Annotated in this window: 16 protein-coding genes; all 16 read left to right on the forward strand. The window is 43.0% G+C overall.

The annotated features are described in order from the left end of the window. Window positions 1–131: 131 nt before the first annotated feature. The 16 genes from L3D27_RS04265 (at window position 132) to L3D27_RS04340 (ending at window position 12,247) form a co-directional block, all read left to right on the forward strand. A complete protein-coding gene (locus L3D27_RS04265) occupies window positions 132–608 on the forward strand; it encodes a hypothetical protein (protein WP_432481660.1) in 477 nt (158 codons plus the stop codon). Next, a complete protein-coding gene (locus L3D27_RS04270) occupies window positions 608–2,083 on the forward strand; it encodes a terminase (RefSeq protein WP_432481870.1) in 1,476 nt (491 codons plus the stop codon). The genes L3D27_RS04265 and L3D27_RS04270 overlap by 1 nt, the downstream gene beginning before the upstream one ends. Continuing rightward, window positions 2,083–3,501, forward strand: coding sequence for a DUF4055 domain-containing protein (locus tag L3D27_RS04275; protein WP_432481661.1), 1,419 nt, complete (start codon window positions 2,083–2,085; stop codon window positions 3,499–3,501). The genes L3D27_RS04270 and L3D27_RS04275 overlap by 1 nt, the downstream gene beginning before the upstream one ends. After that, entirely contained in the window at window positions 3,479–5,023 is a 1,545-nt protein-coding gene (locus L3D27_RS04280) for a minor capsid protein (protein ID WP_432481662.1), read from the forward strand. The genes L3D27_RS04275 and L3D27_RS04280 overlap by 23 nt, the downstream gene beginning before the upstream one ends. After that, window positions 5,020–5,220, forward strand: a complete 201-nt coding sequence (locus L3D27_RS04285; RefSeq protein ID WP_432481663.1) for a hypothetical protein — start codon at window positions 5,020–5,022, stop codon at window positions 5,218–5,220. Before L3D27_RS04280 ends, L3D27_RS04285 begins: the two co-directional genes overlap by 4 nt. Before the next feature lie 95 nt (window positions 5,221–5,315). Then, window positions 5,316–5,933 carry a hypothetical protein gene (locus tag L3D27_RS04290; RefSeq protein ID WP_432481664.1) on the forward strand — a complete coding sequence of 206 codons (618 nt, stop codon included), beginning with the start codon at window positions 5,316–5,318 and terminating at the stop codon, window positions 5,931–5,933. Between the two features lie 2 nt (window positions 5,934–5,935). After that, entirely contained in the window at window positions 5,936–6,952 is a 1,017-nt protein-coding gene (locus L3D27_RS04295) for a hypothetical protein (RefSeq protein WP_432481665.1), read from the forward strand. A gap of 10 nt (window positions 6,953–6,962) precedes the next feature. After that, window positions 6,963–7,166: a hypothetical protein gene (locus L3D27_RS04300; RefSeq protein ID WP_284674360.1), complete on the forward strand. Its 204-nt coding sequence runs from the start codon at window positions 6,963–6,965 to the stop codon at window positions 7,164–7,166. Window positions 7,167–7,220: 54 nt separating this feature from the next. Continuing rightward, window positions 7,221–7,568 (forward strand): hypothetical protein, encoded by a 348-nt coding sequence (locus L3D27_RS04305; protein WP_432481666.1) that lies wholly within the window; start codon window positions 7,221–7,223, stop codon window positions 7,566–7,568. Between the two features lies 1 nt (window position 7,569). Continuing rightward, complete coding sequence (locus tag L3D27_RS04310; protein WP_432481667.1) at window positions 7,570–7,944, forward strand: glutamate 5-kinase; 375 nt, start codon at window positions 7,570–7,572, stop codon at window positions 7,942–7,944. Continuing rightward, window positions 7,931–8,278 (forward strand): HK97 gp10 family phage protein, encoded by a 348-nt coding sequence (locus tag L3D27_RS04315; RefSeq protein ID WP_432481668.1) that lies wholly within the window; start codon window positions 7,931–7,933, stop codon window positions 8,276–8,278. The genes L3D27_RS04310 and L3D27_RS04315 overlap by 14 nt, the downstream gene beginning before the upstream one ends. A gap of 2 nt (window positions 8,279–8,280) precedes the next feature. Beyond that, window positions 8,281–8,670 carry a phage tail terminator-like protein gene (locus tag L3D27_RS04320; RefSeq protein ID WP_432481669.1) on the forward strand — a complete coding sequence of 130 codons (390 nt, stop codon included), beginning with the start codon at window positions 8,281–8,283 and terminating at the stop codon, window positions 8,668–8,670. An 85-nt stretch (window positions 8,671–8,755) separates the two neighbouring features. Then, window positions 8,756–9,268 (forward strand): Rha family transcriptional regulator, encoded by a 513-nt coding sequence (locus L3D27_RS04325; RefSeq protein ID WP_432481670.1) that lies wholly within the window; start codon window positions 8,756–8,758, stop codon window positions 9,266–9,268. A 26-nt stretch (window positions 9,269–9,294) separates the two neighbouring features. Further along, window positions 9,295–10,212 (forward strand): phage tail tube protein, encoded by a 918-nt coding sequence (locus L3D27_RS04330; protein WP_432481671.1) that lies wholly within the window; start codon window positions 9,295–9,297, stop codon window positions 10,210–10,212. Window positions 10,213–10,396: 184 nt separating this feature from the next. Next, entirely contained in the window at window positions 10,397–10,849 is a 453-nt protein-coding gene (locus L3D27_RS04335; protein ID WP_046702037.1) for a hypothetical protein, read from the forward strand. 645 nt (window positions 10,850–11,494) lie between these two features. Then, window positions 11,495–12,247, forward strand: coding sequence for a hypothetical protein (locus tag L3D27_RS04340; RefSeq protein WP_432481672.1), 753 nt, complete (start codon window positions 11,495–11,497; stop codon window positions 12,245–12,247). The last annotated feature ends 108 nt before the right edge of the window (window positions 12,248–12,355 follow it).

Below are 12,355 nucleotides of genomic sequence, written 5' to 3' on the forward strand. Positions count from 1 at the left end.
ATTTTTGCGACAGCAGGGGGTAGAATTATGGCATACTTGAAAAAGCTACAGCCTAAACGGTTGTGGCTTTTTTGTTTATCCAGCCCTTGCTTTTGCAGGGGCTTTCTTGTTGGGCAAGGCGGTAAGTCCTTATGACTAGTGTTGCAATATCAGCGAGCCGTTACGCCCAACGCTTTTTGCCCACAGGAGGGCTTATGACAGCAAATAAGCCCAAAATGGGCAGACCAACGATTTACAGCGAAGAGATTATTACAGAATTTTTGTATCGCATTGCCAAAGGTCGCTCGGTGGCAAGCGTGTGTCAAGATGATGATATGCCACACCGTGCGACAATCTATGAATGGCTTGCTCAATATTCTGACTTTTCCGACAGATACGCGCGTGCGAGTGAGCAGAGAGCCGACCATTATTTTGATGAGATGTTGGATATTGCAGATAAGGCATTACCTGAAGAAGTGCAAAAAGCCAAATTGCAGATTGACACACGAAAATGGGTATTAGCAAGAATGAACCCTAAGAAATACAGCGACAAGCACAAAGACGATGGCGATAATGCGGTCAGTCTGATGGCAGATTTGATGAAGGAGTTATCCAACAAGGGGGAATGATGCTACACAATCTAAAAGACCCCTTGTATCGCCTAAACAACCTGTATTACATCACCGATAAGACGGGTAAAAAGGTCAAGTTTAATATGACTGCTGAACAGCTAGAATATTGGCAAAATGAACATAATCGCAATATCATCTTAAAAGCTCGTCAGCTGGGATTTACGACGCAAGTATGTATCATTCAGCTGGACAAAGCATTATTTGAAAGTGATAAATGTGCGTTGATTGCACACACGCTACACGATGCCAAGCGGTTGTTTCGTGAAAAGGTTAAGTTTGCCTATGATAACTTGCCAAAAGCCATTCGCCTTGCTAACCCCATTAAGATTGAGACCAAAGATGAGCTGGTTTTTGACAATGGCGGCTCAATCACGGTCAGTACATCCTTTCGTGGTGGCACGCTACAACGCTTGCATATTTCTGAATTTGGTAAAATCTGTGCCAAGTATCCTGACAAGGCTCGTGAGATTGTCACGGGGGCTTTTGAGGCTGTGCCGATGGGCGGTAAAATCACATTAGAGTCCACGGCAGAAGGACGGCAGGGTTATTTTTATGAATACAGCCAGATGGCTGAAAAACTTGCCCTAGCAAATGCGACATTAACCGCCCAAGATTGGCGGTTTTTCTTTTTCTCGTGGTGGCAAAACAAAGATTATCAGATGCCCAAACAACCCATCTGTGAGCGTTTAACGGCTTATTTTGATGGCTTAGAGGCGAAATACGGCATTACCCTTAGTGATGAACAAAAGTCTTGGTATGCGTCAAAAGAACGCACATTGGGCGATGACATGAAGCGAGAATATCCGTCAATCCCTGCCGAGGCGTTCGCCCAATCCATTGAAGGGGCGTATTACGCCAAACAGTTCGGCTTTTTGTATGCCAATGAGCGTATTGTGGATGGGTTGCCTGATAATAGCCATTTGCCAGTATCTACCTTTTGGGATTTGGGGGTATCGGATAGCACAACCATTTGGTTTATCCGTCAAGTAGGCGATGAATATCATGTGGTGGATTATTACGAAAATAGCGGTGAGGGCTTAAATCACTACCTCAAGGTGCTAAAAGATAAAGGCTACAACTATGACAAGCACATCGCCCCACACGACATTGATAATCGGCAACTGGGGGCAAACCGTGCCAAATCATTACGAGAGTTAGCCAGTGATGGTTATGAGATTGATGGGCGGATTTACCGCATATCGTTCGATGTGGTGCCACGCACGAGCAATGTTAATGAAGACATCGAAAAGGTCCGCCAAATCCTGCCCAAATGTGCCTTTGACAGTCTCAAGTGCGAACAAGGTATTAAAGCCTTAGAAAGCTACCGCAAAGAATGGAATGATAAATTGGGCGTATGGCGTGATAGACCGTTACATGATTGGTCAAGTCATGGGGCGGACGCATTCCGCTATTTTGCGGTGCATCAAAGCAAGCCTGTACTGGCGACTGATTTTAAAGTGAGTTTATATTAATGAACCCTGACCATATTCTACCCGAACTTCTGCCGCACTTTGCCAAATGGCAGTTGGTGGCGGACTGTTATGCAGGCGAGACAGCAGTAAAAGCAAAAGGCGAGCTGTACTTACCCAACCCTAGCCCTGCAAGCGAACCCCCGGATGTCAAAGCTAAACGCTACAAAGACTATCAAACACGGGCGGTATTTTACAACGCCACACGAAAGACCGCCAAAGCCTTGAGTGGACTTGCCTTTGCCAAATATCCTTTGCTTGATTTGCCCAAAAATTTAGAGATTTTAAAAACGGATGTGGATGGGGCAGGTACGGATTTAACCCAGCACGCCAGACGAGCCTTGACCATGCTTTTAATCAAAGGGCGTGGTGGGCTTTTGGCGGATTTTCCCATCTCAAAAGGTGGCACAAAAGACAAAACCAAGCATTTACGCCCTGTGGTTAAATTGTATGAGCCAGAACAGATTATTAATTGGCGTACAGCAACCATTGATGGACAAAAGAAACTCACGCTTGTAGTGATTAAAGAAAGCTATGTCAAGTCTGATGATGGCTTTCGTGCGGAATATGGCGAGCAATTACTGGTTCTGCGGTTGGTTGATGGTGTGGCTACCAGCCAAATTTTACGCAAAGACGGTGTTGGTTATCAGCCTTTTACCGATCAAGCATTGATTTATGATTTTGCTCAAAAGCCTTTTGATGTCATTCCGTTTAGTTTTATTGGGGCAGATGATAATGATGAAACCATTGACGATGCCCCTTTGTATGATTTGGCAATGCTAAACCTTGCTCATTACCGTGATAGTGCCGACTATCAAGAAAGTAATTTTATTGCAGGTCAGCCTACCTTGTTTATCACGGGGGTTACGAATGAATGGTATCGGGATGTGTTAGCCCCCAATGGCGGTGTGCATTTGGGGTCAAGGGTGGGGCAGATTCTAGGCGTAGGGGCAACCGCTCAACTGCTACAAGCCGATGCCAATAACGCCAATTTTGAAGCGATGAAACATAAAGAAAGTCAAATGGTCGCAATCGGTGCAAGATTGGTTGGCAACACAAGCAATAAAACCGCAACAGAAGCAGGGGCGGAGATTGCCGAGCAAACATCATTACTGGCAACCATTTGCAATAACTTATCGGACGCTTATAGCCGTTGTTTTGGCTATCTGGGGCGTTTTGTGGGGGCTGATGGGGTGCCAACTGTCAGCTTTAATACCAACTTTGCCACCAATAAGATGACCGCCCAAGAACGCCAACAGCTTATCGCAGAATGGCAAGGGGGTGCAATTAGTTGGTCTGAAATGCGTGCAAAACTGGTAGAGGATGAAATCGCTACCATTGAAGATGCTGATGAAGCAAAAGCATTGATTGACAGCGAAATGCAGGGCTACAATCTACATGAAATCTCTGATCAACCTTGAAAGGCTAAAAACCAAGCTAACCGATGAGTTTGGCATAACCCTAAAAGCGGTGGACAACTACCTACAAAAAGCCGTCTTTAATCGTGAAGTCAAAGAGCTAAATCATCGTGAGATTAAGCAGGTCCTAACCAATGCTGATAAAGAGCTACAAGGCTTGTTTAAAGCGTACATGGACGGCTTAAAATCAAATTGGCGTACGCTTTTTTCTCATCGCTACAAGGTACATAGTGATGAGGCTTACAAGGCAACCAGACAACGGTTAAACAGCCCAAAAAGCTTAATGGCGTACGCCGATAAAGTTTTTGATAAGCCGCTACATCTAACTACCAATGTGGGCATTAGCCTAGATGAATTAACTAAAGCATTTGGCGAAAATGAAAGCGAGCGGATTATCCGTGCCATACGCCTAGCCCATAGCAAAAGCCTAGATAATGCCAAATTAATTCAGATGATAAGGGGCAGTCGTGCCAATCGCTATCAAGACGGTATTTTGAATATCAGTACAAGACACGCCAAAACCCTTGCCCATACAGGTACGGCGATAATGGCAAGTGAGGCAAAGCAAGCCTTTATCAACGATAACAAAGACATCATCAAAGGCATTAAGGTTATCGCAACCTTAGACAGACGCACCAGCCCCATTTGTCGGCATTTAGATGGTCAGTTTATGCCACTAGATAAGGCTGTGCACCCACCTTATCATTTTAATTGCAGAAGCTCATTTGAAATTGTGTATGACGGCTATACACCGCCTAAGCACAGAGCGAGCGAGTTTGGCGTAACCGAGAATGTCAGTTATTATGAATGGCTAAAAGGGCAAGATAAAGCCTATATCCAAAGTGTGCTTGGCAAAAGAAACACCGAAATATTCCTGTCTGATGGTATGAGTGCCGATAAGTTTAAGCGGTTAGGCTTTGATAGGGTGTTTATGCCAATGGGGCTTGATGAGCTATTAAATCTTGAAACACCACCTGTTAAGGCGTTGTATCAAAAAATGAAAGCTGCTGAGCCCAACATCACCCAAGACATGACCGCCATTGTAAAACAAGTGGGGGTGGTGCTATCAGGGCTTGAACACCGCTTAAAAAGCCAAGGGTCATTACAAAGAAAGGTAGCGAGTGAAGTGCTTAAAGGCAGGGAGCTTGATAATATCTTGCCAAAAATGCGTGATATTATCCGCTATACTGCTATATTGGATGATGTAAACTTTGTTGATCAGTATAAAGCTGTAATTGATGGTCTTGAACAAGTAGGCTATAAGATTGTGGCTGTTAAGAATACTTGGCAAGATGGGCAGTCATACAAAGGTATTAATACCTTTGTGGAAAAAGACGGCGTTGTGTTTGAGCTACAATACCATACCCATGATAGCTTTACCTTGAAAAATGGCAAGTTACACACTCTTTATGAGGAGTTTCGCCTTGATGAGACATCATTGGAACGCAAAAACGAGCTGTGGTTGCAGATGGTACAGTTAAGTGCTAAAATAAAACAACCAAATAACATAGAAAAAATTAAATGACCTATTATCTGCTTGATAAAAAGCTGTTAATGCGTGGCGACCCCAACAATGTAGCCACCTATGAGAGCTTTGTTGATGGTAAATGGCGTGAAGCCAGCTATTTGGGTTGGCAAATGCTTTACGGCGATTTAATTAAAGATATAGATTACCAAGAAATTACCCAAGACGAAGCTCAAAAACTAATTAACCAAGCCTAGCACCCATAGTTAAATTTTTCAACCCCAAACCCTTTGCAATCGCAAGGGTTTTTTATTGTCCGCAATTTGTAATTGCATAACATAGGTAGTAACCCATGACAGACGAAAACAATCAAGAAACCCAAATCACAGCCGAGCAGTTTCAAGCGGCACAAGCAGAAATTGAACGCCTACGAAAGCATAACGAAACGCTACTTGGCGAAAAAAAGGCAGAGACCGAAAAACGCAAAGCCGAGCAAGCCGAAAAAGACCGCTTAGCCGAAGAAACCGCTAGAAAAAAAGGCGATTTTGAAACCTTAGAAAAGCAATACCAAGACAAAATCGCAGGGCTTGAAAAGCAATTAGCTGATAACATTGCCCAAAGAAATCAAGATTTAATCAAGGCAGAGTCTGCCAAGATTGCCAGCCAGTTATCCACCAATGCCCATAATCAAGAAATCTTGCAAATGCTCATTGAAAAACGATTGATCGCCGATAATGGGCAAATCAAAGTAACTGACAGTAACGGTAATTTAACCATTTCTACATTGGACGATTTAGTAAAAGAGTTCAAAGATGGGGGTAAGTTTGACAGTTTGATTGACGGCACAAAGGCCAGTGGCACAGGGGCAACAGGTCAAAGTCAAAAACAAGCCCAAGATTATAGCGAAGCCGAGCGAGTCGCTTTGGCACAGTCTAACCCAACTTTATTTAATCAATTATTCATGGAGTAATCATGCCCAAATTAAGAGAAATTTTTAATAAAAATGTGGTGTTGTCTTATCAAGTTAAAGACAACCTGCAGCGTTCAAAGTTTTATCAGTCAGGAGCTTTTGTGTCAGATAGTCGCCTAAGACCACTACTGACAAGCGGTTCAAAAACCTTTGAAGTGCCATTTATCCACCCTATTGACGGCAACCTTGAAGCCAATTATGGCAACACCATCATGACCGACATTGCCATGCCAAGAAGTATCGAAGCAAGTAAGTCAAAAGGTCGTGTGGCGTTTTTGAACGAGGGCTTTATTGAGAGCCGACTGGAGAACTATTTAACGGGCAAATCGCCTTTGAGTGAGATTGCCAAAATGTTAGACGGATTTTGGCTGACTCAAATGGAAAACCGAGCGATTGCTACCGTGTTTGGTTTGATGAATTATGACCATACCAACGGTAAAAAGCTTACCCATGACATTTCAAAGACCACCGCTGATGATGCATCAGGCTTTGATGTGAATGCCTTTATTGATGCCGAAGGCACGCTTGATGAGGCTTATCAAGGCAAAGGCATCATGATTGTTCACCCGCTCATTGCCACCAAAATGCGTAAGCAACGCCTTGTGGAGCGTGTAACGACTGCCGACGACTTAAAGCCTGTTGAGACTTATAATGGACGCACCGTTATTCAATCTAAGGTCGGCACGGTTATTGGCACAGGCAAAAACGCCAAATATGTGTCTTACCTGTTGGGTCGTGGGGCATTCGCTGCCGACATGGTGGTAGGTCAAGATGATTTAGAGATAGAACGCACGGCAAACACTGGTAATGGTGCAGGTCATACCACGCTTTGGACGCGTCGTCATGCGTTAATCCACCCACAGGGATTTAGCTTTATTGCTGAAGATTCTGCATTGACAGGCGGTACAAAGAATGAAGCCTTATCAGCAAGCTGGACAGACCTACAAACAGGCACAAACTGGCAACTGGATGCAACACCAGAACAAACGCCAATTCGCTTTTTAATTACCAACCTATAAGGAGTAACCCATGGGACTACCAAAAGACAAAGTAAAACCTGCTTATAACTACACTTACCCATCAGAAAGAGACTACTTTGACGACTCAAAAAGTGCGGTAGGAGCAATGAAGGTTACCGACACTGCCAAATCAGGCGGGGATTACGGCATTAAAAATCCAGAAAAAACAGAAGCTTTGACTGGCACGAAATCTGAGACTGGCAAAGTGGAATAATCACAAAACCCCTATAAGAACTTTACCTTATGGGGGTTTTAGAATGGGGCATTTATGACGCAAGACGAACTAAACCTGCCTGATGCCAATGAAGACGCACTACTTGCGGTCAATGCTTGGCTATCACGCCATCAGATACAAAAGCCATACCATGATAATGTCAAACAGGCAGGGCGATTAATAGCCAAAGCATATCTGGCAGGCGAGCTATACCAAGCACGCACTGAAGGCGTTGTTGTTACCAAATCGTCAAAAGCTGGTGATGTATCGGTCTCAAAAACCTATGCAAGCGGTCAAGATGGTCAAGCGATGGGGCAATACGAGATGATGGCTTTGGACTTAATTAAGCCGTTCATCATCACGTTTGGTGGTATGGCAAGCCTGACTGTGATGAGGGGATAATATGAGGCTAAACAGTGAGATTACCGCTGACATTGCTAACGCATTTGATACAGATCTATCTGATGCCGTGACAGAGTTTATCGCAATTAGACATGTTCATGGCACGAATGATTGGGCGATTAACGATAACACAGGCAAAGACGAAGAGTATCAAGGGCGTGGGGTATTTGGCTCATATAACGCTTATGAGATTGACGGGCAGACGGTCGCCGTGCATGACGTGAAATTGATATGCTTGCAATCTGAAGTGGACGAAGTGCCATTGATTGATGACGTGATTAATGACATGCGTGTGCTAAATGTCAGTAAAGACCCTGCTAATGTGACATGGGTAATGCAACTAAGGGGGCTTAACTATGGGCATGAAGTGGGATAAACCGCCTGGCGATTTTATCAAGCAAATCACAGACGAGCTAGACAAGCAGTATCGCACCTTTGCCATCGATTGCTATAACAACGTGGTTGAGCTCTCTCCTGTAGATACAGGCACATACAGGCGGTCACATCACGTTAGCATTGGTGCACCTAGCATGGCTCAAACGGGTGCAGGCCGTGGGGCTATCATGGGGATTGCAAAAGGTAACTATCCAACAATCTTTATTCAAACCAATTCGCCTTATTCAATCCGCCTTGAAAACGGCTGGTCAAAGCAAGCCCCGACAGGTGTGTATCAAAACGCTTATAACAACGCAATGGCAAGAATAGGGTAAGCATGAACAGTACAACAATCGAACGGCTTATATTGAGCCACATTGCACGGTGGGAGCATTTTGACCCTGCCCTAATGGGTAAGGACAATGTAAATTTCAAACCGCCTAAAAAGGGCGTTTGGGGGCGTGTAACGGTGCTTGGCGGTATCAATCACATCAACAGTGTGAGCGATGAACCGTGTGTGCTTGAAGTTGGTACGCTGATTGTGCAGTTATTCACAGCCGAGAATAGCGGTACAGTTGAAATCAAAACACAAGCCGACAGCCTTGCCAAGCACCTAAAAGCCAAACAGCTAGAGCGGTTGGAATTGCTAGCCCCTAGCATTATCAACGTGCCGTCTAATGACGGTATTTATCAAATCAATGTGAGTGTGCCGTATCGGTACTACTAAATTTTTTAAAGGCATTCCCTACAGATCATCTTGCCAATCTGTGGGGATTTTTTATGTGGCAAGAATTTTTATGTTCGGAGCGAATATGAATGAATTAGTAATGGTTGATGATGGACAACCAAAAACAACAACCCTACAAATTGCACAGGGTTTGGAGTTAAAGCACAAAACTGTTTTCCAATTGGTAAATAGTTATTTGCCTGATTTTATGGAATTGGGAGAGATTGTATTTAAACAAACGAATTCGGCATTTGAAATGCGAAATTCCACACAAGGTCGTTGGACGAGGTATGCTGAACTCAACGAACAGCAAGCCACATTTTTAATGACCCTTATGCGAAATAGCCCCAAAGTGATTGCCTTTAAAAAAGCATTGGTGCAGGCTTTCTTTTATGCTCGCTCACTGCTACAAAGTGAAACCATGGAGCTAATGCAACAACACGCCTTGCTTAGCGACTTAAAAGAGCGTGAACAGGCGTTTGCCAGTTTGTGCGGTAAGGGTCTATCCGATTGGAAGAAAAGACGAGATGACCTAAACACCGCCATTTTATCCGTCCAAAAACAAATGCAACCCCAATTACCTTTCAACCGCCCTTAAGGGGCTTTTTTATTGGAGTAAAAACTATGTCAAGTGGTGCTCGTGTCGTATCAGCATACGCAAAACAAAGCGATAAAACATTACCCCTTACAGGGTGGAAAATCTTACCCAATATCACAAACGGCTTAACCGTATCCACCGAGCTGACAAATAGTGAAATGCTATCAGGCGGACGTATCGGCAAGGCAGGCATGGTAACATCTGCAACCGTGCAAGGCGATATCGAAACTGAGATGATGTTTGGGGCTTATGATGACTTATTGGAAGGTGCTTTTTGGAATGATTGGTCGGGCGATCGTGCATCGCCAAAAACACTAAGCATTGGCACAACCAAACACCAGTTTGCCATTAGCAAGGACTTTACCGACATTAATGTCAATCACGCCTTTTTGGGGTGTGTGGTGTCAAGTTTTGGGCTAACGGTTGATACATCAAGCCTTATCAAGATGAAATTTGGCATGACGGGTATCGGCTATCAAGAAAGTACAACCGAGTCATTTGCCAAAACCCCCACGCCAACACCCGATACGGTCAAGGCAAGTGGCTTTTCCATTGGCGAAATTAAAGTGAACGGCACTAAGCTTGATGTATGCGTGGAATCGTTTAGTCTTGATATTGACAACCAAACCGAAGTACAAAAATGCTTGGGCGATAACATCTATGGTGGTAACATACATGCCATGCTTGCCAACATTAGCGGTAGTATGACGATTGCATATAGCCCAGAAGCACACGACATCATCACTAAGCAGCTAACAGGTCAAACGCTAAGCCTTGAAATCCCTATCAAGTTTGCGGACGACAAGCGTTATGTGATTAAAATCCCCAAATTCCAAGTATCGGGCGAGATTCCAAGCCCGTCAGGCACGGATTTGGTAACAGTTGATGTGAATTACACGGTTGTTGATGAAAGCCCAATTATTGAGCGACACACTACAGCGTAAATAAAAAACCGCCAATTATTTGCAGTAATTGGCGGTTTTGTTAACTCCTTTTGAAATGGAAAAGGAATTAACCTTGGACCATTATATCAAACTTCTTAATCTTGGTGGGATTAGCGGCATTCGGTTTATTGCTTTTTGCTTTACCTGCCATTATCACGGCTATTAAATTGTAAGGATGAACAAAATGACTTTTAAACTAGATATTTTAAAAAAACCCAACCTTGAAAAGATTACAAAAGAGGTAAGCATTGGCGGCATTGAATTAACAATCAAACTTGAAAGGGATGAGGCGTTAGAAAGTGCCATCGATAAGATGCAAACTCCGAACATTGAGCGTATCGCACTAGATGATTTAAGACGAAAAAATCAAGGGTTGTCAAAAGACACAACATGGCTATTCATTGTTGGCGAATACGCTATCGATAAATGGAATGTGGTAGATGCTGATGATATGCCACTAGCCATTAATGGTGATAACTTCATCTTGCTAATCAATAGCCTGCCACCTAAAGAACGTGGCGAATTAGTTGATGCTGTTCTAGGTGCTTTCTTCGTGGGTCGCCTTGAATACAAAAAGATGACGGCTGAAGTCGTAAAAAAGCCATCGACCGCTACAAGTGGCAAACCCAAGAAGTAAAGCTAAACGCCAAGCGAAAAGAGATTTACAAGCGACTTGGCATGGCATTGCCAAATGAAGTGGCTGGCGACTTAGTCAGCGATAACTGCATACAGATATTTGTGTTAGCTAACAGGCAAAGGCGTTATATTGACGGCATAGCATTACCCTTGAGTGTACGGGATATTAGCGATGTATGCGAACATTATCGCTACTATGTGCCCAGGTGGCTGCTTGATTCCGTGGTGTTCGCCCTTGATGATATCTGGCTGGATAGCTTTAACAAAAAATCTAAATAAGCAAAAACCCAAGTGTTAGTGCACTTGGGTTTTGGTTGTTAAAAACAACAGATGGTAGAGTTATTATAAATGTTTCGTAATCACAAATCAAGTAAATTAATCGTAACGGGTAGAATGACACCCAAGGGGGCGGATATGGTAGGTATTTTGCTGGCAATAGCAGGGCTTATTTTTGCAACATTGTTGGGTGTTGCTATTATTATAGCGGTGTATTATTAATAATGGCGATTGCCCGATATTATAATGTAATCATCTATTGCCAAAATGTAACGGCTCGTGTAAATTGTCAATCAAGGCATAAAAAATAGCTTAACAAATTAGCAAAAATGTTGTAAAGTAACACTACTGTATAACATGGAGTTGATTTATGAAGAAGTTTTTCCCCAGTATCTTTGCGTTGGCTGTGTTGTCAGGGTGTGCCAGTGCCACCAGTTATCAAACTGCTTATGTCAACAGAAATCCAAGCCTAGAATTGTTTGAGAATGAGCGAGCTGGTTTTGGTTGTGATAGCTTAACATTTTATTTGAGTGATCATATTTTAGGAAGTTACAAAGAAGAAGTGCAATTTCCAAATCCACCAAAAACCGTTTACTTGGGCGGTGGCAAACTTAATGAGATGCGGACATTTAAGATAGAGTGCCCTGCTTTGTCAGCAAGTTATGACGGCAATGTAATCACACTAAAATCCAACGACTACATGAGTATTTGGAAAAGAGTTGGCGTGGTTAGTGGAATACCATTTTATTCAGCATTTGGCTACAAGTACCCATCAATCAAGGTTGATCCATGGACTGCAAGTCTAAATTTTGATCCAATAACATTTCAGGTCTTTACCGACTCTGAAAGAATGTATTTTATAGAAGAACAAAAAACATCAGCTTTCAGTAGTTACAAAGATGTGGTTATTGGATATAAGGTAGATGGTGGAACTCTACAACCTTTGCTGTACGATGGAAAATTGCAAGACAATTATCAAGATGTACTCAGAAAAGCAAATGTTATACAGCTATTCTATAAAAGCAGTGCATCGTATAGAAAGCCAAACTACGAATCTATCTACATAAACAAACCTAATGGTTTGATAAAGATTTATAGAGAACATCCATTCCCTAGTGAGTGAAAATAAAAAACCCAGTCTTTACAGATTGGGTTTTTTGTTGTATATTATATTTAGAGCCTCGAAAACTCTACCCAAAGTCGTTACCCACAAGCGTCAATGTGGTATTTT

It is taken from the genome of Moraxella sp. ZY200743 (genome assembly GCF_050885545.1).
In the GTDB taxonomy this organism is placed as follows: Bacteria; Pseudomonadota; Gammaproteobacteria; order Pseudomonadales; family Moraxellaceae; genus Moraxella; species Moraxella haemolytica.